This window comes from Sphingomonas sp. R647, assembly GCF_020177055.1.
In the GTDB taxonomy this organism is placed as follows: domain Bacteria; phylum Pseudomonadota; class Alphaproteobacteria; order Sphingomonadales; family Sphingomonadaceae; genus Sphingomonas.
In genome coordinates, this window is the sequence record NZ_JAIQXT010000001.1 from 705,743 (window position 1) to 729,058 (window position 23,316).

The following is a 23,316-nucleotide window of genomic DNA, read 5'->3' on the forward strand; positions in this document are numbered from 1 at the left end:
CGGCGGCAATCTGTATCGGAGTGTCCCATGAAGCGCCGCCTTGCATCCTCCACCGTCAACCCGGTCGGCCTCGGCTGCATGTCGCTCAGCCACGCCTATGGCACCCCGCCCGCGCGCGAAGATGCGATCCGGTTGCTCAATCAGGCGCTCGACCTCGGCTATGACCATCTCGACACCGCCGCACTGTACGGGTTCGGCGCGAACGAGAGCCTGATCGGTGAGGCGGTCGCGCATCGCCGCGATGACTATTTCCTCGCGTCGAAATGCGGGATGACTGGCGTCGACGGGAAGCGCGTGATCGACGGACGCCCGGAAACGCTGCGCACGACGATCGAGCAGTCGCTGACCCGACTGCGCACCGACCATGTGGACCTCTACTATCTCCACCGCTGGGACAAATCCGTGCCGATCGAGGAGTCGGTCGGCGAACTCGCGCGGCTGGTCGAGGCGGGCAAGATCGGCGCGATTGGCCTGAGCGAAGTGTCCGCCGCGACGCTGCGCCGCGCGCATGCGGTGCATCCGATCGCGGCGGTGCAGAATGAATATTCGCTGTGGTCACGCAACGTCGAACTGGGCGTGCTGGAGGCGTGCGCGGAGCTGGGCACGACTCTGGTCGCCTTTTCCCCGGTCGCGCGCGGTTTCCTCGCCGGCGCGCTGGCCTCGCCGGACGCGCTGGGCGAGCGTGACATCCGCCGCATGATGCCGCGCTTCACGCCCGAGAATTTCGCACGCAATCTCGACCTGCTCGCACAGCTGCGACGCATCGCGTCCGGACGTGGCATCACCCCGGCGCAGCTCTGCCTGCAATGGGTGTTTGCGCAGGGCGAGCACATCGTCGCCATCCCCGGCACCACCGCACCCGCGCACCTTGCTGAGAATTTCGCGACCCCGGTCGAACCGCTGCCCGGCGAGGTGCTGGCTGAACTCGACCGCATCTTCGCGCCCGACGCGATCGCCGGGCCGCGCTACCCGGCAGCGACGCAGGCGGAGATCGATACCGAGGAGTTTTAGGGCTCGGCCAGCACCGCGCGCGTATCTTCAAACGCCAGATCGACCAGCGCGCGCATCGCCGCCTCGGCCGCGTCCGCATCCCCCGCGATGATCGCGTCACTCACCCGCGCGTGATCGGGCACCGGGTCGCGCGGAAGTGCCTTGGTCCGCTGCTTGAACCGGGTGGTCCAGTTGACCGCCGCGCCGATGCTGGCGCTCAGCGTGATCAGGGCATCGTTATGCGTCGCCTGTAGCAGCGCATCGTGAAACGCGCGGTCGGCATCGCGCCCCGCCTCGGTCGCCAGCGTGTGCCGCCGCATGCCGCCCAGCGCACCCTTAAGCGCGGCGATGTCGTCCTTGTCGCGCCGTATCGCGGCCAGCCGCGCCGCAGCCGGCTCGACGATCGCGCGCAGTTCGAACAGGTCGCGGATAAATCCCGGATCCGGCTCCCCCGAAAACGCCCAGGCGACGATGTCCGGATCGAGCAGATTCCACCGGCTGCGCGGCTGGACCCGCGTGCCCGCCTTGGTCCGGCTTTCGACCAGCCCCTTGGCGGTAAGCACCTGAATCGCCTCGCGATAGGCGCTGCGCGACACGTCGAGCGCCTCGGCATTGGCGACCTCCCCGGTCAGCCGCTCGCCCGGCGCAATCGCGCCGCTGACGATCGCGCGGCCAAGATAATGCGCGACCGCGCCGCGCAGCCGGCGGCCGGTGCTGCGCTCGCGTTTGGGTTCGCCGGGTTCGGACGGATCGTCCAGCTTCAATCCTTGTCGCCTCTCTGTTGGGAGCGGTCTGATTAGGCCCCAACATTCGCCCCCGCAATGCGCAGGATGAACTTCCCTTTCGGATTATGTCCGACTAATTATCGACAAAAGGGAGAGGTTACATGGTTCGTTTGCTTCAACACCGCGCGCCAGATGGCGCGCGCCGGGTGATCGCCGCGACCGACGGCGCGGCGCGTTTCGTGCGCGGTTTCAGCGATGTTCGGAGCCTTGCGGAGGCGGCGATTGGGCGCGGGATTGGCCTTGCGGCGGCGCTAGAGGAAGCTGGCTTTGACGACGCTGTGGATCTGGACGCCGCGGCTACGGCAGGCGAATTGCTCGCGCCCATCGACCATATCGACCCAGCCCATGTCGTGGTGACCGGCACCGGCCTCACCCATCTCGGCTCGGCAGAGGGGCGCGACAAGATGCACCGCGCCGCCGCTGCGGGCGAGAAGCTGACCGATTCCATGCGCATGTTCCTCGAGGGGCTGGAGGGCGGCAAGCCCGCGCCGGGCGCGGTCGGGCAACAGCCCGAATGGTTCTACAAGGGCGATGGCGCGCATCTGGTCGGCATCAGCGCGCCGCTGACGATGCCCGCCTTCGCGCAGGATGGCGGCGAGGAGCCGGAACTGGCCGGCATCTACCTGATCGGCCCCGACGGCACCCCGCACCGCATCGGCTTCTGCCTCGCCAACGAATTCAGCGACCATGTGACCGAGCGGCACAATTACCTGTGGCTCGCCCATTCGAAGCTGCGTCCGGCAGCGCTCGGGCCGGAATTGCTGGTCGGCGATCTGCCGCAGGACGTGCGCGGGTCCAGCCGGATTATACGCGATGGCGCGGTGCTGTGGGAAAAGCCGTTCCTGACGGGCGAGGCCAACATGTCGCACAGCATCGCCAATCTGGAGCATCACCATTTCAAATATGCCGGATTCCGTCGCCCCGGCGATGTGCACGTCCACTTCTTCGGCACCGCGACCTTGTCGTTCAGTGACGGCATCGCGACCCAGCCCGGCGATGTGTTCGAGATCGAGGCCGCGCCGTTTACGCTCCCGCTGCGCAACCCGCTGGCGCGTGCGGAGCCTGAGGCCGTGACGGTGCGCGCGCTGTGACGATCCGGATCGCCCTGATCGGCCTCGGCAAGATCGCGCACGACCAGCACCTCCCCGCCATCGCCGCCGACCCGAACTTCACACTGGTCGCGACCGCGAGCGCCGACGGCGCGGTGCTGGGCGGCGTCCCCGGCTTCGATAGCATCGAGGCATTGCTCGCGAGCGGGATCGCGGTCGATGCGGTCGCGGTGTGCACCCCGCCACAGGTGCGCCACCGCGTCGCCGCCACCGCGCTGCGCCACGGGCTGCACGTGCTACTCGAAAAGCCCCCGGCCGCCAGTCTGACCGAAGCAGCGGCACTGGAAGCACTGGCGGAGGAGGCGAAGGTGACGGTGTTCGCCGCCTGGCATTCGCGTTGCGCCGCCGGTGTGACGGAGGCGCGCGCATGGCTGGCGGGGCGCACCATCCTGCGCGGCACGATCACCTGGCGCGAGGATGTCCGCGTGTGGCATCCCGGCCAGCAATGGATCTGGCAACCCGGCGGGCTCGGCGTGTTCGATCCGGGGATCAACGCGCTGTCGATCGTGACCGAGATCTTGCCCGGCTCGCTGCTGCTGCGCGACGCGGAGCTGGAGGTACCGAGCAACCGCCACGCCCCCATCGCCGCGCGCCTGACGCTCGAGACAGGCTGTGGCGCGCCGATCGACGCCGATTTCGACTTCCGCCAGACCGGCCCGCAAAGCTGGGATATCGAGATCGAGACCGCTGACGGCGCGCTACGGCTGGCACGTGGCGGGGCCGAGCTCACCCTGCCCGATGGCACGCGCAGCGGTGAGGATCGCGAATATCCCGCGCTCTACGCGCAGTTCACTCGGCTGATCGCTGCGGGCGCGAGCGACCTCGACACCACCCCCTTCCGCCTCGTCGCCGATGCGTTTCTGCGCGGGCGGCACTGCGTGGTCGAACCGTTCGAGGAGTGAGCCGGCAACGCCCCCTCCCTGCAATGGAGGGGGTGGGGGCAGGCGACGAGAGCAGACTGTCAGCTAACGACTCCATTGCAGACATTCGTAGGGGCGTGCAGAGTCAGTCTATGAGCGTCCACACCCGTCAGGATTTGGAGCGGCTGAGCCGGTTCACCCGCCAGAGGTTCAGTCACGCGCTCATGTCGGACATTAAATGGCGTAAGTTATTCGCGGCAGTGAATGACTCTGATTGGCAACCAAGCTTAGTGGTGATCAAGTTCGTTGACGCTAACGAACCCGAGCGACGGCACATGAGATGGCCCGGGGCGAATAGCTTTTGGAGTCCACCACAATGGGTCGATACGCCCGAGTTTGGACCCATCGAGCTTCGATCTATCGAGTGGTTGGTAATCCCCGCTACCGTAGTGACATGCAACTTAGCCGGGTTGGCGGAACAGGGAACGCCTCAGGATTTCACGACAATAAGGGCAGCGTTGGGGCGAGTTGGACAGTTCCCACTGGAAGACACGCCGGACGGCCTGAAAATCACGGGCTACCAATAACGGCGGCCCATCCGCCTACCACCCAATTCTCGCCCTACACGCGCCCGCCCGAAAGCAGACCCAAGAGAACTGCCAGAAAATATGACCGCCATTCCACCTCGCCAGATCCGCGCAGTCTTCAATTCGCGAACGATACGGGTCTACCAGGCTTACCGTGATGATATTGCTGACGCCGCACTGGCGAACGGAACTTTCGTGTCCCCGCCATTCAGCATGACACGGATGACGTGGATCAAACCATCATTCCTCTGGATGATGTACCGTGCCGGGTGGGGCTTCAAGGATGCGGGACAAACGCGCATCCTTGCCATCGATATCACTCGGGACGGGTTCGAGTGGGCATTGGCGCACGGCTGTTCAAGCCACCGCGACCCAAGCATGACCGACGACGAGTGGATACGGTTCAAGAAACGGCATCCCGTTCGGGTTCAATGGGACCCCGAACGCGACCTGTTACTTCGCCCCCTTCCGCACCGCTCGCTGCAAATGGGGCTCGAAAGCGAAGCGCTCGAACGATATGTCCGCGACTGGATCGTCAGCATTGAAGACATTACGGCTCTTGCCCACGAAATGCATGGCTTGATCGATACGGGGAGTTTCGAACAGGCTGAGCGACTCCTTCCGATGGAAGAAGAGTATCTTGTCACGAAGCCAGAGCTTCTGGCGCTCATGGTGAACCCACATTAGTTGCAGGTCCGCCGACCAGCCAAGAAGCGAGTTAAAGCCCTTTCCTACAAGCCCCGACCCGCCATATCTGCAATGTCCGATGCCGAACGCGGACGCCCTTTTCGATTTTCATTGCGCAGCCTGCATCCCGCCCAAAGCTGACAGAATAGCGTGCGTTGCCCGTAGCTTCGTCAGTTTCAGCTGCACCCGCCCCGCTTTTTCAGGAGCGACGGATGACAGACTATTCCACGATCTCCAGCATCGTCACCGACTTGGCCAGCAGACGCACCGTCACCGAGCTACCCGCGACCCGGCCTGCAATCGGCTGAGGCTTCACTGCATCGGGGGCGTCGAAGCTGTTCACCGCATTGACCTTCGCGGCCGTCAGCACGGTCCCGGCGGCAGACTTCGCCCTTACGCCCAGGATCTCCAGCCGGACCTCCGCCACACGCGCCGGATCGAGATTGACCAGCGACAGCCACAATTTCCCATCCACCGCGCGCACCGCCACCGCATCGACGCGTGGCAATGTCACCGCGCCCTCGCGATACTCGCCCGCGCCGAAGCTCACCGGCACCAGCGTCGCGTCCTGGAACGGCCGGTACATTTTGTGGATATGATAGGTGGGGGTCAGCACCATCTTTGGCCCGTCGGTCAGGATCAGTGCCTGAAGGACGTTGACCATCTGCGCGATGTTCGCGCCCTGCACGCGATCGGCATGGCGGGCGAAGATGTTGAAGTTGAGCGCGGCGATGATCGCGTCGCGCAGCGAATTCTGCTGCTGCAGGAACCCCTCGGGCGTGCCGGGCAGCTTGGCCAGCCACACGCCCCATTCATCGACGATCAGCGGCACCTTCTTGTCGGGATCGTACTTGTCCATGATCGCCGAATGGCTACGAATGCGCTCGTCGATCAGCAGCGTGGACTGGATCAGCTCGGCATATTCCTTCTCGGCGAAATTGACCGAATCATAGACCGGCGGCCATTTCACCAGCGTGTAGCTGTGCAGCGAAAGCCCCTCGATGCTCCAGCTCCAGTCGCGGCCCTGCCACGCCTTCATCACCCCTTCGGTATAGGCGGTATCGCCATCGCTGGGGCCGACCGCGACGCGCAGCATCTGGTCGGGATTCGGCAGCGGTGCCGACGGGTTGGCGGGGTTCGGGAAGCTCTGTTGCGCGGGGTTATAGTTGCGCGCGAAACGGGCGTAGCGCTTCAGCTCATCGGCATAATGTTCAGGCCGCATGTTGCCGCCACAGCCCCAGCTTTCGTTGCCGATGCCCAGAAAGCGGATCTTCCACGGTTCGGTCCGCCCGTTCGCCGCGCGCTCCTGCCCCGCCGTGTTGCGCGTGTCGGCGGTCATGTACGCGACCCAGTCGGCAGCCTCCTTGTAGCTGCCCGATCCGACATTGATCGACACGAACGCTTCGGCCCCGATCTGCTCGATAAAGTCGAAGAACTCGTGCGTTCCGAACGCGTTATTCTCGATCGCTCCGCCCCAGTTGGAATTGACCGTCACCCGCCGCTTGGCCGGATCGCCGATGCCGTCGCGCCAGTGATATTCGTCGGCGAAGCAGCCGCCGGGCCAGCGGACATTGGGGACGCTGATCTGCTTCAGCGCCGCGACCACATCACTGCGGATGCCGCGGACATTGGGGATCTTGGAGTCCGCCCCGACCCACACCCCGCCATAGATGCCGGTGCCGAGATGCTCGGCGAACTGGCCGAAGATATGGCGGTTGATCTTCGGCCCCGCCTTGTCCGCCTGAACCGTCACCGTGACCGGAGCCTCGGCCTGCTGCGCGAGGGCCGGGACTGCCGTGGCGAGGAGCGATCCTGCCAGCATGAAGTGCTTCATCATCCTCTCCCTCCGCTGCGTTCGGTCAGTGGTTGTCGCGCGGCAGGCCGCGGGTCTGGGCAATACGCTGATAGGCTTCGCTGCCCTCCAGGATCGCCCCGCCCTCCATCTGGCCAACCAGATTGCGCTGGATTTCCTGCCACGGGGTCTGCGACGCCGGGTAGGGAAAGCCACCCGCCGCCTCGAGCGCGCGGCGGCGCTCGGCCAGCTCGGCATCGGGGACCAGCATGTTGGCGGTCCCCGCGCGCAGGTCGACCCGCACCCGGTCGCCATCGCGCAGCAGCGCGAGGCCGCCCAGCGCCGCCGCCTCGGGCGAGGCATTGAGGATCGATGGGCTGCCGCTCGTCCCCGATTGCCGCCCATCACCCAGGCACGGCAGCGCGCGGATGCCGTTGGTGATCAGATAGTCGGGCGGCCGCATGTTCACGACCTCGGCCGCGCCGGGGTAGCCGATCGGCCCCGCCCCGCGCATGATCAGCAGCGTTTCCGGCGTGATGCCAAGGGCAGGATCATCGATCCGCTGGTGATAATCCTCCGGCCCGTCGAACACGACCACCGGTCCCTCGAACGCCTCCAGATCGTCAGGATTGGACAGGTAACGCGCGCGGAAATCGTCGGAGATCACGCTGGTCTTCATGATCGCCGAATCGAACAGGTTTCCGCGCAGCACGAGGAACCCGGCATCGCGCAGGATCGGATCCTCGAACGGACGGATCACCCGCTCGTCCTCGATCGTGGCGTCGCGGCAATTCTCACCGATCGTCCGGCCATTGGCGGTCGGAGCATCCTCATGGATCAGCCCGTGGCGCATCAGCTGCGCAACCACCGCAGGCACCCCGCCGGCGCGGTAATAATCCTCGCCAAGATACTCGCCCGCGGGCTGGAGGTTGACCAGCAACGGCACGTCGCGCCCGATCGTCTGCCAGTCGTCGATCGGCAGCTCGACCCCGATATGGCGCGCAATGGCGGCGAGGTGGATCGGGGCATTGGTCGATCCGCCGATCGCGGTGTTGACCCGGATCGCATTGTGGAACGCTTGCCGCGTCAGCAGGTCGGAGGGCTTCATATCCTCCCGCACCATCTCGACGATGCGCAGGCCGGTGCGATAGGCCACTTCCTGCCGGTCGCGATACGGCGCGGGGATCGCCGCCGATCCGGGCAGCGACATGCCCAGCGCCTCGGCGAGCGAGTTCATCGTCGTCGCGGTGCCCATGGTGTTGCAATAGCCGGTCGAGGGCGCGGAGGAGGCGACGAGGCGGATGAATTCGTCCGCATCGATCTCGCCAGCCGCCATCATCTCGCGCGCCTTCCACACGATCGTGCCCGACCCGGTGCGCTCGCCCTTGTGCCAGCCATTGAGCATCGGCCCGACCGACAGCGCAATGGCGGGGATGTTGACTGTCGCCGCCGCCATCAGGCACGCCGGCGTCGTCTTGTCGCAGCCGATCGTCAGAACCACCCCGTCGAGCGGGTAGCCGTACAGCAGCTCGACCAGCGCGAGATAGGCCAAGTTGCGGTCGAGCCCCGCAGTCGGGCGCTTGCCGGTTTCCTGGATCGGATGGACCGGAAACTCGATCGCAATCCCGCCCGCCTCGCGGATCCCCTCCCGCACCCGCTCGGCCAGCACGAGATGGTGGCGGTTGCACGGGCTGAGGTCCGATCCGGTCTGCGCGATGCCGATGATCGGCTTGCCCGAACGCAGCTCGTCAAGGCTGAGGCCGAAATTGAGGTAGCGCTCCAGATAGAGCGCGGTCATGTCGATATTGTCGGGGTTATCGAACCAGGCGCGCGAGCGCAGCGGTGTGTCGGTGGTCATCGGGAAACTCAGCGGGTGGACAGGCGGTAGATCATGACGTGGCGATAGGGCTTGCCCGGATCGACGCGGGCCGAGGCGAAGGCGGGCTTGTTCGGCGCATCGGGAAATTTCTGCGGCTCCAGCGCAAGCCCATCGCCCATGCGATAGATACGCCCGCTGCGCCCCGCCGCCGTGCCATCGAGGAAATTGCCGCTGTAGAATTGCAGCCCCGGCTCGGTGCTCAGCACTTCCAGCACCCGGCCCGACACCGGATCCTCGAGCCGCGCGGCGAGCTGCGGCGTCGCGGTCTGGCCCTTGTCGAGTGCCCAGTTATGGTCATAGCCGCGCCCCGCGACGATCTGCGGATCGCGCCCGTCGCGCAGCCCTTCGGCGATCAGCCGGGGCTGGCGGAAATCGAACACGCCGCCCGCGACCGGCTTCAATTCGCCGGTCGGGATCAGCGCCGCATCGACAGGGGTGTAGGCGCGCGCCGGGATGGTCAGCAGCTGACGCGACGTGCCCTCGGGCGCGCCGTCGCCGGCCATGTTGAACAGCGCGTGGTTGGTCATGTTGACGATGGTCGGCTTGTCGGTCGCCGCATCGAACTGGATCGTCAGGTCGCCCGCATCGTCGAGCGTGTAGGTGATCGTGACTTCAAGCTTGCCCGGATAGCCCTGGTCGCCATCGGGGCTGGTCAGCGCCATGACGACGCGCGCGGTGGGGCCGCTCGACACCGACAAAATCCGCCAGTTGCGCTTGTCGAAGCCCTGGACGCCGCCGTGCAGCGAATTGGCCTTGTCATTCTGGGTCAGCTGATAGGCGCGACCATCGAGCGAGAAGCGTCCGCCGTCGATGCGGTTGGCGAAGCGGCCGACCGTGACGCCGAAATAGGCGGGCTTTGCCTCATATTCGGCGACGCTGTCATAGCCGAGCGTGACTTCCGCGGGTTTGCCAGCGCGGTCGGGCGCGACCAGCGATTGCAGTGTCGCGCCATAGGTGAGAATCCGCGCCGAAACGCCGCGATCATTCTTCAGCGTCACCGCCTCGACCAGCGTGCCGTCGGCCAGCTTCCCCGCTTCGCTGCGCACCGCGTCCGCAGCGAGCGCAGGGGTTGCCGACGCGCACAGTAACGCCGCGATCATCATCGCCTTCATCATCCCACTCCCCGTTCGCCGTCGCAGGATTGACGGTCGCAGCGCTTGCTTATACTCCGACAAAATAACGGGCAAGCAAATTGCCGGGCGTGGAGGGGATGATGGCAGTTTCACCAGTCGGCGCGACGATTCCGCTTGGCGATGGGGCCGCGACGCGCAGCTACCGCCCGGCACTCACCCTGCTCGCCAGCCTGTTTTTCATGTGGGGGTTCATCACCGTCATCAACGGCACGCTGCTGCCGCATCTGCGCAGCGTGTTCGACCTCAACTACACCGAAACGACGCTGATCGAGAGCGTGTGGTTCATCGCCTATTTCATCGCGTCGATCCCCTCGGCGCGGCTGATCGAGCGGATCGGTTACCAAAAGTCGCTGGTCACCGGGCTGCTGATCATGGCCGCCGGGTCGCTCGGCATGATGCTGGCGGCGAGCATCCCGTCCTATGGCGTGACGCTGACCATGTTGTTCGTGATCGCCAGCGGGATCACGCTGCTGCAGGTCGCGGCCAACCCCTATGTCGCGGTGATCGGGCCGGCCGAAACGTCATCCGCGCGACTCAATCTGGTGCAGGCGTTCAACTCGCTCGGCACCGTGCTCGCGCCGTTGTTCGGCGCCTATCTGATCCTTGGCCGATCGGTCGGCGGCACCGCCGAACAGGGCCGCGTGCTGACACAGGCGGAGCGGCTGGCGGACGCGCAGTCGGTGATCCTGCCCTATGGGCTGGTCGCACTGGTGCTGGTCATTCTTGCCCTGATCATCGGGCGCTTCCCGCTCCCCGCAATGGGCAAGGCGACGGCGCGGATCAGCGATGGCGTGGCGAAGACCGGATCGGCCTGGAGCCGCTTCGTGACGCACCCGATGTGGGCGCACCGCAACCTTGTCTGGGGCGTGCCTGCGATCTTCATTTATCTGATCGCGGAGATCGGCGTCGCCAATCTGTTCGTCAATTTCGTCGCGCAGCCCGAGATCGCCAACCTGACGACCGAGCAGGCGGGGCGGTATCTCACCCTGATGTGGCTGGGCATGATGGTCGGGCGGTTCGCGGGCGCCATTGCGATGCGCTGGATCAAGGCGGAGACGCTGCTGGCGTGCTTCAGCGTCGGGGCGTTCATCGTCATGCTGGTGACGGTGTTCGCCGATGGTCCGGTGGCGATGTGGTCACTGATTCTGGTCGGGCTGTTCCACTCGATCATGTTCCCGACGATCTTCACGCTCGGGATCAAGGGGCTCGGCCGCTACACCGAGGAAGCCTCCGGGCTGCTGATCATGGCGATCGCCGGCGGTGCGCTGGTCGCGGCGCAGGGCTGGCTGGCCGACAGCTTCGGGTTGCAGATGTCGTTCCTGCTGACCGCCGTTTGTGAACTCTATGTGCTCTGGTACGCGCTATGGGGATCGAAGCCGCTGGCCGAGGGCGACGCCGCATGATGCGCGCCGCAATCCTCGCCGCCGCACTGGCGTTGACCCAGACGACGCCGGTACCGGGATCGAACCCGATCATCCGCGACAAGTTCACCGCCGACCCCGCGCCTTTGGTCGTCGGCGACCGTCTGTACCTCTATGTCGGGCATGATCAGGCGCGCGGCGACGAGATGTTCAACATGCGCGAATGGCTGGTCTATTCGACCACCGATATGCGCAACTGGACTGATCATGGTCCGATCATGAACGTCGCGGACTTCAAATGGGCGAAGAAGGACGCCTGGGCGGCTCAGGCGATTCAGAAGAACGGCAAATTCTGGTTCTATGCTGCGGTCGAGCATGACGACAGCAATCCGGGCAAGGCGATTGCGGTCGCGGTGTCTGACAAAGCGACCGGGCCATTCGTCGATGCCAAGGGGTCGGCGCTGATCACCAACAGCATGACGCCGAAGGGCACGCATAGCTGGGAGGATATCGACCCCACGGTGTTCACCGACGATGACGGGACGACGTGGATCGCCTGGGGCAATCGTCAGGCGTACATCGCCAAGCTCAAGCCCAACATGATCGAGATCGACGGCGCGATCACCGAGATTACGCCGCCGCATTTCGAGGAAGGTCCGTGGCTGCACAAGCGCGGCAACCTCTATTACCTCACCTACGCCTCGCTGGACCGCAAGACGCATACCGACGAGCGTGTCTCCTACTCCACCGCTCCGTCGATCACGGGGCCGTGGACGTATCGCGGTGAACTGACGGGCTCTGGCAAGAACAGCTTCACGATCCATCCCGGCATCGCGCAGTTCAAGGGCAGCTGGTACCTGTTCCTGCACAATGCAGCGCTCACCATCGGCGAACAGCAAGGCGCGCTCGGCCGCCGCGCGGTGACGGTCGAGCATCTGCACTACGACGCCAACGGCCTGATGCTGCCCGTCACCCAGACCGATGCGGGCGTGACTGCCCCGCCGACCCAGTAGGAGAACCGCCATGCTGTTCCGCGCGTCCGCACTTGCCGTTGCCACGCTCCTTGCCGCCGCGCTGCCCGCACAGGCGCAGAGCGACCGCATGACCCCGATCGCGATCCCCGCCCAGCCAGGCGCAATCCCGCTCGACACCGGCGCACTCCCCGGCGGCACCAATCCCGAAAGCTGGCACAGCCAATATGGCAGCGTGTTCGCGCGCAATGTGACACAGGCGACGCTGACGCCCTTCCTGCCCGACCCGGCCAAGGCGACCGGCTCCGCCGTGATCGTCGCGCCCGGCGGCGGCTTCCGCACGCTGTCGATGGAGAATGAAGGCTGGGCCGTGGCGCGGGCGCTGGCCGATCGTGGCGTCGCCGCGTTTGTGCTCAAATACCGGCTCAACCAGACCCCCGCCGACATGGCCGGGTTCGAGGCATCAATGCGCCAGATGTTCTCCGGCGCCGCACGCCCCGCCCGCCCCTCCCCCGACGCGCAGCTGGCTGGGCTAACGCCACAGATCGCCGACGCGCGCGCCGCCTTCGCGCTGGTGCGCAAGCGTGCCGGGGAGTGGAAGGTCGATCCCGACCGGATCGGCATGGTCGGCTTTTCCGCCGGCGCGATGCTGACGATGGCCACGACCGTCGCGGGCGTGGATGCGAAGCCCGCCTTCATCGGCAACATCTACGGCCCGCTCTCGACGATGACGATACCCGCCGACGCGCCGCCTTTGTTCGTCGCGCTGGCGGCGGACGATCCGCTGTTCGGCAACATCGACTATGGCCTGATCAACGCGTGGCGCACCGCCAAACGGCCGGTGGAGTTCCACCTCTACGAACAGGGCGGCCATGGCTTCGGCATGTATCCGAAGGAGACGACCAGCACCGGCTGGTTCGACGCCTTCGCCCGCTGGATGGCAATGCACGGCTATCTCAAGCGCAGCGGTAGCTAGGCCTTTTGCCCCCCTCCCTGAAAGGGAGGGGTTGGGGGTGGGTGCGCGCGTCTGCGCGCTGCAAAGACTGGACGCCAAGTTTCAAAGCGGAGGTCGAGGCATCGAGCCTCGCCCGCCGCTAAACCCACCCCTAGCCCCTCCCTTTCAGGGAGGGGAATTGAGTGTCTGTATAGCTTACAGCCTCCGCAGCGCCTGCGACGGCCGCACCGAGAGCACCGGCAACGATCCGAGCAACCCGATGCCGAGCGTCAGCAGCGCGCCGAGGCCCAGCGTCGCCGCGACGATGGTCCAGTCTGGTGCCCAGCCAAACTCGAACACGCCGGTGATGACGTACCACGCCGCCAGTCCACCCAGCCCGAGCGCCAACAGCGCGAGGGTCAGCGCAAGCAGTGCATATTCCAGCGCCTGCGCCGCAAGGATTTGCCGCCGTGTCGCACCCAGCGTCTTGAGGATCACGCTGTCATAGCTGCGCGCCTGTCGCGACGCGGCGATGGCACCGACCAGCACCGCGATGCCGGCCAGGATCGTCACCGACGCCGACAACAAAATCGCGGTCGCCATCTGGTCGAGGATCGTGCGCACCTGTCCCACCACTTCGCTCACCGCGATGATCGAGGCTGATGGGAAGGCGCCGAGCAACGCGCGCGACACCTTGCCCTCGTTCTTCGGCTCCATATCGATCGTCGCGGTCAGGCTGTGCGGCGCGGCCGCGAGCGTGTTGGGCGAGAAGACGAGGATATAGTTGAACCCCATCGTGTCCCAATTGACCTGCCGCAGCGACGCGATCCGCGCCTCGATCTCGCGCCCGAGGATGCTGACGGTCATCATGTCGCCGACGCCGAGGTTGAGTAAAGTCGCCGCCTCGCGGTCGAGCGACACCAAAGGCGGTCCGGCATAGTCCTTGGCCCACCATTGCCCGGCGACCAGTTCGCTGCCCTGCGGCAACACGTCGGAATAGGTCACGCCGCGCTCGCCGCGCAGGAACCATGCGCCTTCGGGCAGGGTCTTGAGGTCGGCGACGCGGGTCTTGCCGTAAGCGGTGATCGTGCCGCGCAGCACGGGGACGATGTTGAGCTTGGCCTCAGGCGCCTCGCGCTTCACCAGCGTGGAAAAGGCGTCGCGAGATTCGGACGGGATATCGAGCACGAACTGGCTCGGCGCACGCTGGGGAACCGCGCGCTCGATCTCGGCATCGAGACTGGTCTGGATCGCGGCGAGGGTCACGAACAGCGTCAGCGCGAGCCCGAGCGCGATCACCAGCGCGACGGTCTGTGCGCCGGGCCGGTGCAAGTTTGCGAGCGCCAGCCGCAGCAACGGGCGGCGCGGACGCGGGAGCTTTGCCGACACGCGACGGATCAGCACGCCGATGCCGAGCAGGATCAGCAGGACCAGCGCCACCGCGCCCAGCACCGCGGCGGCAAAGATCGGCTCGCGCGCCGTGACCAGTGCCAGCGTCACCACCAGCGCGCCGGCCAGCGCGACCAGCAACGTACTGCGGCGATCAATGCGCGTCCCCTCCTCCACGCCGCTACGCAGCTGCGCGGCGGCGGGATGGGTGCGCGCGCGCGCCAGCGGCGGCATCGCGAAGGCAAAGGCGATCAGCACGCCATAGGCCGCGCTGGTCGCCAGCGGCAGCGGATGGATGCCGAAACCCGGCGCGACGGGCAGCAAGTCGCCCGCCAGCGCAACGAATGCGATCGGCAGCACCGCGCCGACCACCAGCCCGGCCAGCACTGCGATCAGCGCGGCCGCGCCGATCTGAAGCAGATAGATGCGGCTGATGTCCGCCGAGGTCGCGCCAAGGATCTTGAACGTCGCGATCCCCCCGCGCTTCTGCCCGAGATAGGAGGCGACGCCGTTGCTCACCCCGATCCCGGCGATCACCAATGCGGCAAGGCCGATCAACGCGAGAAACTGGCCCATCCGCTCGAAGAAGCGCACCGCGCCGGGGGCCGCGCGGTCGCGGTCCTTGTATTCGAAGCCTGCGGTCGGGAACCGCTCCTTGAGCTGATCGACCGCCTCGCTCGGCACGACACCGGGGTTCAGGCGGATGCGGTATTTGGTTTCATACAGCGCACCCGGCTGGAGCAGCCCGGTGCGCTTCAATCCGTCGAGCGACACGATCGCCACCGGGCCGAGCGTGAACCCCTCCCCCACCCGATCGGGCTCGTCGGCGATGAGGCCGGCAACGCGAAACTCCGCATCGCCATAACGTACGCGGTCGCCGGTCTTGAGCAACAGCCGTTCGGATAGCGAGCGCCCGATCAGCACCGAGTCCGGCGCAAGCGGCGCGTAGCGACCCTGCTCCAGCGTCAGGCTGCCATAGAGCGGATAGCGGGTATCGATGCCCTTGAGTTCGGTCAGCACCGCATCGGGCGCGCCGGTAGTCGGCGTCGCGCGCCGCGCCATTGCGCGGGTGCGGATCGTGTCGCTGACGGTCCCCAGACCGGTGAACGCCGCGCGCTCCTGCGCCGATGCCTGGCGCTGGGTCATCGCGACCTCGACATCGCCGCCGAGCAGCACTTGGCCCCGCGCGGAAATTTCGCCGGTGATCGACGCGGTCAGGCTGCCGATCGTCGCCAGCGTCGCGACGCCAAGGAACAGACAGACGAGCAACAACCGCAGCCCGCGAAACCCGGCATGCAGGTCACGCCGCGCGATGCTCCACGCCGCGCGCCAGCCAAGCGCCCTCACGCGGCGCTGTCCGCGACGATCACGCCATCGCGCATCGTCAGCACGCGGTCACAGCGGCTGGCGAGCGCGGGGTCATGGGTGATGATCAGCAGGGTCGCCCCCGCCGCGCGCTGGCGTTCGAACAACAGGTCGATGATCACGCCGCTGGTCGTGCCGTCGAGATTGCCGGTGGGTTCGTCGGCAAAGATGATCTCGGGGCGCCCGGCCACCGCGCGGGCGATGGCGACGCGCTGCTGCTCGCCGCCCGACAACTGCACCGGGTAATGGGTCAGGCGATGGCCGAGGCCGACCGCCTCCAGCTCCGCCCCGGCACGCGCAAAGGCGTCGTCCGCACCGGCCAGCTCCAGCGGCACCGCGACATTCTCCAGCGCGGTCATCGTCGGGAGCAGGTGAAACGCCTGCAACACGATGCCAACCCGCCCGCGCCGCGCACGGGCAAGGCCGTCCTCGTCCAGCGTGTCATAGGCAATGCCAGCAACGCTTACGGTGCCACCGCTCGCCTGCTCCAGCCCCGACAGGATCGCCATTAGCGACGACTTGCCCGACCCCGACGGGCCGAGGATCGCGACGCTGGCACCGCGCGCGATATCGAGGTCGATTCCCTTCAGGATCGTGGTCGGCGCTTCGCGCGTTCCAAGCGTCAGGGTGACATTGCGCGCGCGGATTGCGATATCCGCCACCGGTTCGATCGACATGTGTGGAGAAGACGTCCTTGACCAATAAGCTAGCCTCATATGCGGGCGCGGTGCTGCTCCTCCAAGGGCTGAGCGCCTGTTCGGGCGAAAATGATGCGGCGAACCAGTCGCTGGCCACCCCGCCGACCCCGGCTGCGGTCGCGAGGGCCGGCGCGGAGAAAGCCGACACGCGCCTCGTCGTGGCCTTCGGGGACAGCCTCTATGCGGGCTATGGGGTGTTGCCGCAGGAGAGTTTTCCGGCGCAGCTCGAAAAGGCGCTTGCCGCCCGCGGGATCGCCGCGAGCGTGCGCAACGCCGGGGTTTCGGGCGACACCAGCTCGGCGGGACTGCGTCGGCTGGGCTTCACGCTCGACGGGCTTGATCGCAAGCCGGACCTTGTGATGGTGAACCTCGGCGGCAACGACATGCTGCGCGGGATCGACCCGGCCGAGACGCGCGCGAACCTGACCGCGATCTGCGAAGAGCTGAAAAAGCGCGGCATCCCGATCATGCTGACCGGCATGATCGCCGCGCCGAACATGGGCCGCGATTATGCCGATGCGTTCAACGCGATCTATGGCGATCTGGCGAAGCGCTATGATGCGGTGCTGTATCCGTTCTTCCTCGATCAGGTGGTGACCGATCAGACGCTGATGCTGCCGGACCGCATCCACCCCAATCCGCAGGGCCTGACCAAGATTGTCGGACGGGTCACCCCGCTGGTGGCAGAGGCGCTGAAGCAGGACTGACCTTCCAAACTGCGTTTTGGGTTGCCATGCGCGAGACCCCCGCTTATCACGACAGCAATCGATTGCATAAAGCGGTCGTTGGGCGGGGAGAGGAATGCTGAACATGCGTGTGCATGCCGATCTGCCGCCGTCTGTCCTCGGCTCCAACGGGATGTCTTGCCATGAAGATTGAGCTTCGCGCGGCCTGTGCCGCCACCCTGTTCTGCGTCGCCCTGCCCGCTTCGGCCCAGGCGCTCAAAGTGGGCGCGGCGAAGGTGGACATCACCCCCAGCGCGGCCGAAATGCCCAAGAACATGCTCGGCGTGCTAGACCCGCTCAACGTCCGCGCGATCGTCGTCGATGACGGCAAGACGCGGGCGGCGATGGTGACGGTCGATGCCGGGGCGATCATGACCGAGACGTGGCAGAACGTGGCCACACGGGTCGAGCGCGAGCTCAAGATCCCGACCAGCCAGCTGCTGCTGACCGCCAGCCACACGCATAGCGCGCCGTGGATGCGGGGCACGGCGTATGAGGCGCAGATTTTCGACGCGATCCGCAAGGCTGCGGCGGCGACCAAGCCGGCGCGCATGGCCTATGGCACCGGCGTTTCGTATGTGAACATCAACCGCAACCTCATCGACCCCACCAACCGCCGCTGGTGGGAGGGGCCGAATTATGAGGGCGTGTCAGACAAGACCGTCGCAGTCGTCCGGTTCGAAACGCTGGAGGGCGCGCCGATCGCGGTCTATTTCAACTATGGCGTCCACGCCGTGCTGACCGGTAATCTCGATCTGGTCAGCGCCGACCTGCCGGGCGCGGCGTCCAACTATATCGAACAGTCGCTCGGCGGTGACGCGGTCGCGGTCTATTCCAACGGCGCGGCGGGCGACCAGAACCCGATCTATTTCAACCAGACCTATGATCTGCGCGCGATCCGCACCGCCGATTATGCCGCGCGGGGCGAGGATATCAGCAACGCGATGCCACCCGGCGGCACCGGCATGGACCGCAAGAACCCGCGCGTCGCGATGCTGATGGAACAGCAGAAGCAGATGGTGAAATCGATGGGCCAGATGCTGGGCGAGGAAGTGCTGCATGTCAGCCGCGCCAGCCTCGAGCGGCCCGTCGCGGAGGCACGGATTCAGGGCGCGCAGACCAGCGTCACTTGTCCCGGCCGCAAGCGGCTAGACAAGGGCCGCGCGGGCTATGCCGGGACCTATGAGGATGCCGCCCCGGTCAGCATCCGCCTAAGCCTGCTCAAGATCGGCGACACGGTGATCGGCGGGGTCGATGCCGAGGTGTTCACGACCATCGCCCAGCGCTTCAAGCGCGAATCGCCGTTCAAGCACAGCATGATGACGACGATCACCAATGGCATGGCACCGTCGGGCTATATCCCGAACGACGCGGCGTTCGCCTACAACACGTTCGAGGTGGTGTCGTCGCGGCTGAAGCCCGGATGCGCCGAGAGCGCGATCGTCAACGGGCTGCTCGACCTGATCGACACGGTCGAGGCGAAGTAAGCGGTCGGGCCGCGTCGCTCAGTGCGACGCGGCCTGCGCCAGCGCGATCGCGCCGAGCGGCCCGGCATCGGTGCCGAGGCCCGCGGGCCGGATGATCTCACCGACCGCTTCGCTGGTGACGAAGGGCAGATAGCTCTCAAGCTGCGCGACGACAATCTCGCGCACCCAGGGCAGGATGAATGCGCGCGAGAGCGCCACGCTGCCGCCGAACAAAATCCGACGCGCAGAGGTCGTGAGCAGGATCGCGCAGCACAGCTCGGCGATATCGGCGGCAACGTGGCGCCAGATCGGGTCGGCGTCGGATGCTGTGGCTGGATCCACGCCGAAGCGCGCGGCAAGTGCAGGTCCCGACACCAGCCCCTCGATACAGTCGCCATGAAATGGACAGTTACCGGCGAAGGTGTCACCCGCGACGCGGCGCAACCGGATATGGCCGATCTCGGGATGCATTGCGCCATGCACGGGCTGTCCGCCGATGAGCAGTCCGCCGCCCAGCCCCGTGCCGATCGTCAGATAACACAGGCTGTCGCAGCCAATCGCCGCGCCCCAGCGATACTCCGCCAGCGCCGCGCCGTTGACGTCGGTGTCGATCGCGACGGGACAACCAAGCCCCTCGCCCAGCATCGCTGCGACCGGCGCGCCGGTCCAGCCGGGCTTGGGCGTTGCGAGGATCTGGCCGAATTTCGGATCGCGCGGGTCAAGCTGAATCGGGCCGAAGCTGGCGATGCCGAGGCCGGCTAGCGCGCCCGCTCCCGCCCATTGGTCAAGGATCGCGCGTAGCTCGCTTAACGTCGCGATCGGCTCCCCGGTCGGGATGCTGCGCCGCTCGACGATCGCGTCGCCTTCCGCCAGCACGGCAATCGCCTTGGTCCCGCCTAGCTCAATCCCCGCATAGCGGTTCATCACTCCGTCTCCAGCCCTGCCTCATCGACCTGCAACCGCAAGCGCAGCATCGGCGCAAAGGTCGCGCCGAAGCGGCGGGCGTTCGCGTCGCTGCCGTCGCTCCCCCAGGCGTCGATGAAGCTGGTCACCTGAAGGTCGGGCAATACCAGCCAGCTATAGGCCTGTTTCGGCGCGGCGTCAGGGTTGGCGAACACGAGGCCCGTGCCGTTGAGCGGACGCCAGCCGCCGTCGAGGCGATCGGACACCATGCCGTAGAGGCCAGTGGGACCGGTCGGGCCATCTGGGTTGAAGACGTGCCGCTGGGTCGACCAGAAGAGATAATAGAGGCCCTGATGGAAGAGCACATGCGGCCGCTCGAGCTCGTTGTTCAGCGTATCGGCGCTGATCAGCGGCGGGCGGATGTTCCACTGCGCCAGCGTGTCGTCGCGCGCAGTCGCCCAACCGACTGCGCCGTTGAACGCCGATGCCGAACCGGCGAGCGAGGTCGCGAAGAACACATGGTGCCGCCCATCGCGCGGATCGTGGAAATAGGCCGGATCGCGGAACGCCTTGATCGTGCCGACGGCGCCGCTTCCCGCATCGCTCGCCATGTAATGCGCGGGATCGCGAACCACGAACTCGTCCAGCCCGCGCCAGTCGGTCAGGCGATAGGCGCCATCCACCCGGGCCAGCGTTGCGTCGGCGCGGAACAGACGTTGTTCGAAGGTCGGCGTCGCCTCGCCACGCCGCCCGGTCGCGGTAAAGAACAGCGTCAGCGTGCGGCGATCGGCTGCGAGGAGCGCGGACCCGGACCATTCGCGGCTGCCCGGCGAAAATCCGTCGGGCATCGCCGGGCCGAGCGGTTGCCAGCCCGTCGCATCGCGCAGCATCAGGTGAATCCGGGCATGGCCGTGGCGCTCATCGGGATCAGGAAACCGCGGCGCACCCAGCGCCATCCATAATGTCTGTCCACCGGGCAGCGCCGAGGGCCCGCCATCGGCGTCCTGCACCGGCCAGGCGTCCCAGATGTCGAGGTCGGGCGCGATCCGCACCACATCCGCGTCGCCGATCAGCGGCGCGCGGTCGTGCCGGGTGGCGGCGAGCGCATGAAGATGATCCGCTGTCCATGACACCGCCGCACCGGCGTGCGCGGCAATCGCGATCGGCGATTGTTCGACCGCGCTCATCGCATCGTTCGCCCGCAATGATCTGGAGCATCACCGGCAGAGCCAATCAGGCCGATCATCTCAATTTGCCGGTTCAATTCCATCCTCCCTTGTCCTGCGACATCCCTATCGCGGAGCGTCCGTATCCACAATCGATTGCACCAGATCCTTGCCGCGTTTTGCGTGATTTCGCAATCGATTGTGAATCATGCTTGCAACGCGCTCGCCGAACCGCTTGTATCCGCGCTACCGGGATCAGCGACAATTGCCCGGACAAGGAGGATGGATGCACGCGAAGCAGGGGCCGATCGGACGGCGCGGATTTCTGGCCGGGGCCGCAGGGCTGGCGACGCTGAGTGCAGGCGCGACCATGGCCGGTGCTACGCAATTCCCCAAGCTCCCGCCGATGCCACGCGCGTGGATCGATGCCGAACAAATCCCGCTCTGGCCGAACGGCACGCCCGCTGGCGGCTATACCGCGCGTGACGTGCCCGCCGACTGGCCCGACATCATGGTCCGCAACATCGAGAAGCCGATGCTGCGCGTGTTTCGCCCGGAAAAATCGAATGGCCGCGCGTTGCTGTCGATCGCCGGCGGTGCCTACACCTTCGTCTCGATCCTCAACGAAGGCGTTGATGTCGCCCGCGCGATGACCGCGCGCGGATACACGGTGTTCGTCCTCACCTACCGCCTGCCCGACGAAGGCTGGGCCAACCGCGAAGACGTGGCATTGCAGGATGCCCAGCGCGCGATTCGCGTGATCCGCGCCAATGCCAGCCGCTTCGGCTATGATCCGGCCAAGGTCGCGGCGGTCGGCTTCTCGGCGGGCGGACATCTTGGCGCGACGCTCGCGACCGGCTTTGCCGAGCAGGCCTATGCACCGCGCGATGCCACCGATGCGCTCGATGCCCGGCCCGCAGCGATAGCGCTGATCTACCCCGTCATCAGCGTCACCGCGCCGGTGACGCATGGTGAGTCCGCGATGCGGTTGCTCGGCAACGCACCCACCGCCGAGTTGATCGCGAAGCGCTCCCCGGCGCTGCATGTCACCGCACAAACGCCGCCCGTGTTTCTCGTCCACGCACTCGACGACAAGGCGGTGCCGGCCGAGAACAGCATGATCATGCTGCGGGCGCTTCAGGCCGCGAACCGCCCGGTCGAGCTGCATCTGTTCGAGGCGGGCAATCATGGCTTCGGCGTTGGGCGTCCCGAGACCCCGGCGGGGCAATGGCCCGCTTTGTTCGCCGCCTGGCTCGACCGGCATATGGCCTAAACGCGGTAGTCGTCGGCGTCGCGCTGGGCGAGCAGTGCGGCGAACGGCGCACGCGACTTGTTCCAGCCGCACAGTAACGTCAGCAAGGTCGCAAACACCGCGCCGAGCAGGATCGCATAGCGGCTGTCCGCCAGCCATTCGCCCAGCGCGCCCATCGCCAGCGGCGCCAGCACCGCGCTGACGCAGGTGAAGAACAGCAGCAGCCCGGCGATCGACCCGTGCCGCCCCTTGTCATAACAGCTGATGCCGGTCGAATTGATCGTCGGATACAGCACCGACATGAACAGGCCGGTGGCAGGCAGCGCGAAGATCGCGACCTCCCGCCCGCCGATCACCGCGACCCAGAACAAAGCCGCCATCGCCGCGCTGCACACGAAGATCACGCTCGCCCAGTCAAACCGCGACAACAGCCACACGCCCAGGAACCGCCCCGCCGCGCGCAGCACGAAGAAGATCGACACGACATAGGCCGCCAGCCACAGCCACGACCCCGAATAGTCGGCAAGATAGGTCGGTGCCCAGACATAGATCGCCGCCTCTGCCCCGACATAGAGCATCAGCGCGGTGCCGAAGAAGCGCGCGGGTGGATCGCCAGCCATGCGGATCGCTTCGCTCGCGCGCACCGGCTCGGTCCGCGTGACGATCGGGCGGGGAAAGCGCGCAACCGCCGAACCCAGCACGAGCAGCGCGCACAGCATCGCGGCAATGATGTACACCCATTTCCAGCTCGAACCGTTGAGCAGCATATAGGCAACGACGCCCGGCCCAATGATCGCGCCGACGCCGAAAAACCCCTCGATCAGGTTCATCGTGCGCGCATGCTCGCCGGTCGAGCGCGACAGGTCGCCGATCAGCGCCAACGCGCCCGACTTGAAGATGCCGATGCCGATGCCGGAGATGAACAACAGGCTGGTGAAGAACAGAAAGCTATGCCCTGCGGCGAACAACGCCGAGCTGACCCCGAACAGGACCAGGCCGATCAGGATCGTCGCCTTGCGCCCGATCCGGTCGGCCAGGAAGCCGAGCGCGATCGCGGAGATGCCGATCCCCGCCATCGTGGCGTATTGGAAGGATCCGCCGGCGGTCAGGCCGAGCTGAAACTCGCGGATGACTTCGGGAATGACCGTGCCGACCGAGTCGGTGGTCATCGCGAACATCGCGAACATCAGGAACACCAGTGCCTTGAGCAGCGTCGCCGCGCCGTCCCGTCCCGCCTGATCGTTCATCCCGCTCTCCAATCCAT

The 23,316-nt window shown here is 66.3% G+C and carries 20 protein-coding genes; 11 read left to right on the plus strand and 9 right to left on the minus strand.

The features are described 5' to 3' along the window. Window positions 1-27 precede the first annotated feature (27 nt). The gene (locus tag K9B35_RS03215; RefSeq protein WP_224920354.1) at window positions 28-1,011 is read left to right on the plus strand and encodes an aldo/keto reductase; all 984 of its coding nucleotides are present in this window, start codon (window positions 28-30) and stop codon (window positions 1,009-1,011) included. Here the strand turns inward: K9B35_RS03215 and K9B35_RS03220 are convergent. Further along, complete coding sequence (locus K9B35_RS03220) at window positions 1,008-1,754, minus strand: FadR/GntR family transcriptional regulator (protein WP_224920355.1); 747 nt, start codon at window positions 1,752-1,754, stop codon at window positions 1,008-1,010. The genes K9B35_RS03215 and K9B35_RS03220 overlap by 4 nt on opposite strands. Window positions 1,755-1,876: 122 nt before the next feature. On the opposite strand from K9B35_RS03220, the gene araD1 reads away from it, so the two are divergent. The 4 genes from araD1 (at window position 1,877) to K9B35_RS03235 (ending at window position 5,018) form a co-directional block, all read left to right on the plus strand. Beyond that, window positions 1,877-2,866: an AraD1 family protein gene (araD1, locus tag K9B35_RS03225; RefSeq protein ID WP_224920356.1), complete on the plus strand. Its 990-nt coding sequence runs from the start codon at window positions 1,877-1,879 to the stop codon at window positions 2,864-2,866. Further along, on the plus strand, window positions 2,863-3,786 hold the full coding sequence (locus K9B35_RS03230) for a Gfo/Idh/MocA family protein (RefSeq protein ID WP_224920357.1): 924 nt from the start codon (window positions 2,863-2,865) through the stop codon (window positions 3,784-3,786). Before araD1 ends, K9B35_RS03230 begins: the two co-directional genes overlap by 4 nt. Window positions 3,787-3,896: 110 nt before the next feature. After that, the gene (locus K9B35_RS20330) at window positions 3,897-4,331 is read left to right on the plus strand and encodes a DUF6678 family protein (protein ID WP_412103431.1); all 435 of its coding nucleotides are present in this window, start codon (window positions 3,897-3,899) and stop codon (window positions 4,329-4,331) included. Between the two features lie 81 nt (window positions 4,332-4,412). After that, complete coding sequence (locus tag K9B35_RS03235) at window positions 4,413-5,018, plus strand: DUF4291 domain-containing protein (RefSeq protein WP_224920358.1); 606 nt, start codon at window positions 4,413-4,415, stop codon at window positions 5,016-5,018. A gap of 220 nt (window positions 5,019-5,238) precedes the next feature. On the opposite strand, the gene K9B35_RS03240 is transcribed toward K9B35_RS03235, so the two are convergent. Genes K9B35_RS03240 through K9B35_RS03250 form a run of 3 tightly spaced genes read right to left on the minus strand, consistent with a single transcriptional unit; the run spans window position 5,239 to window position 9,801 of the window. After that, window positions 5,239-6,852, minus strand: a complete 1,614-nt coding sequence (locus K9B35_RS03240) for an alpha-N-arabinofuranosidase (protein ID WP_224920359.1) — start codon at window positions 6,850-6,852, stop codon at window positions 5,239-5,241. Between the two features lie 25 nt (window positions 6,853-6,877). Continuing rightward, entirely contained in the window at window positions 6,878-8,668 is a 1,791-nt protein-coding gene (locus tag K9B35_RS03245) for an IlvD/Edd family dehydratase (protein ID WP_224920360.1), read from the minus strand. 8 nt (window positions 8,669-8,676) lie between these two features. Beyond that, a complete protein-coding gene (locus K9B35_RS03250) occupies window positions 8,677-9,801 on the minus strand; it encodes an aldose epimerase family protein (protein WP_224920361.1) in 1,125 nt (374 codons plus the stop codon). 101 nt (window positions 9,802-9,902) lie between these two features. Between K9B35_RS03250 and K9B35_RS03255 the strand changes: the two genes are divergently transcribed. The 3 genes from K9B35_RS03255 to K9B35_RS03265 are packed head-to-tail and all read left to right on the plus strand — an operon-like array spanning window position 9,903 to window position 13,130. Then, window positions 9,903-11,225, plus strand: coding sequence for a sugar MFS transporter (locus K9B35_RS03255; protein ID WP_224920362.1), 1,323 nt, complete (start codon window positions 9,903-9,905; stop codon window positions 11,223-11,225). After that, window positions 11,222-12,196, plus strand: coding sequence for a glycoside hydrolase family 43 protein (locus K9B35_RS03260; protein WP_224920363.1), 975 nt, complete (start codon window positions 11,222-11,224; stop codon window positions 12,194-12,196). The genes K9B35_RS03255 and K9B35_RS03260 overlap by 4 nt, the downstream gene beginning before the upstream one ends. Window positions 12,197-12,206: 10 nt before the next feature. Continuing rightward, entirely contained in the window at window positions 12,207-13,130 is a 924-nt protein-coding gene (locus K9B35_RS03265) for an alpha/beta hydrolase (RefSeq protein ID WP_224920364.1), read from the plus strand. A gap of 174 nt (window positions 13,131-13,304) precedes the next feature. On the opposite strand, the gene K9B35_RS03270 is transcribed toward K9B35_RS03265, so the two are convergent. Further along, a complete protein-coding gene (locus tag K9B35_RS03270; RefSeq protein ID WP_224920365.1) occupies window positions 13,305-15,824 on the minus strand; it encodes an ABC transporter permease in 2,520 nt (839 codons plus the stop codon). Beyond that, window positions 15,821-16,519 carry an ABC transporter ATP-binding protein gene (locus tag K9B35_RS03275; protein WP_224920366.1) on the minus strand — a complete coding sequence of 233 codons (699 nt, stop codon included), beginning with the start codon at window positions 16,517-16,519 and terminating at the stop codon, window positions 15,821-15,823. Before K9B35_RS03275 ends, K9B35_RS03270 begins: the two co-directional genes overlap by 4 nt. A gap of 17 nt (window positions 16,520-16,536) precedes the next feature. Here K9B35_RS03275 and K9B35_RS03280 point away from each other — a divergent pair, with 17 nt between their 5' ends. Together K9B35_RS03280 and K9B35_RS03285 are read left to right on the plus strand one after the other, a co-directional pair. Next, window positions 16,537-17,247, plus strand: a complete 711-nt coding sequence (locus K9B35_RS03280; protein WP_224920367.1) for an arylesterase — start codon at window positions 16,537-16,539, stop codon at window positions 17,245-17,247. 161 nt (window positions 17,248-17,408) lie between these two features. Further along, window positions 17,409-18,752, plus strand: coding sequence for a neutral/alkaline non-lysosomal ceramidase N-terminal domain-containing protein (locus K9B35_RS03285; protein ID WP_224920368.1), 1,344 nt, complete (start codon window positions 17,409-17,411; stop codon window positions 18,750-18,752). A gap of 18 nt (window positions 18,753-18,770) precedes the next feature. On the opposite strand, the gene K9B35_RS03290 is transcribed toward K9B35_RS03285, so the two are convergent. Then, window positions 18,771-19,655, minus strand: coding sequence for an ROK family protein (locus tag K9B35_RS03290; RefSeq protein ID WP_224920369.1), 885 nt, complete (start codon window positions 19,653-19,655; stop codon window positions 18,771-18,773). Continuing rightward, a complete protein-coding gene (locus tag K9B35_RS03295; RefSeq protein WP_224920370.1) occupies window positions 19,655-20,821 on the minus strand; it encodes a glycoside hydrolase family 68 protein in 1,167 nt (388 codons plus the stop codon). Before K9B35_RS03295 ends, K9B35_RS03290 begins: the two co-directional genes overlap by 1 nt. A 265-nt stretch (window positions 20,822-21,086) precedes the next feature. Between K9B35_RS03295 and K9B35_RS03300 the strand changes: the two genes are divergently transcribed. Next, on the plus strand, window positions 21,087-22,073 hold the full coding sequence (locus K9B35_RS03300; RefSeq protein WP_224920371.1) for an alpha/beta hydrolase: 987 nt from the start codon (window positions 21,087-21,089) through the stop codon (window positions 22,071-22,073). Here the strand turns inward: K9B35_RS03300 and K9B35_RS03305 are convergent. Beyond that, window positions 22,070-23,299 carry an MFS transporter gene (locus K9B35_RS03305; protein ID WP_224920372.1) on the minus strand — a complete coding sequence of 410 codons (1,230 nt, stop codon included), beginning with the start codon at window positions 23,297-23,299 and terminating at the stop codon, window positions 22,070-22,072. The genes K9B35_RS03300 and K9B35_RS03305 overlap by 4 nt on opposite strands. Window positions 23,300-23,316: the final 17 nt, after the last annotated feature.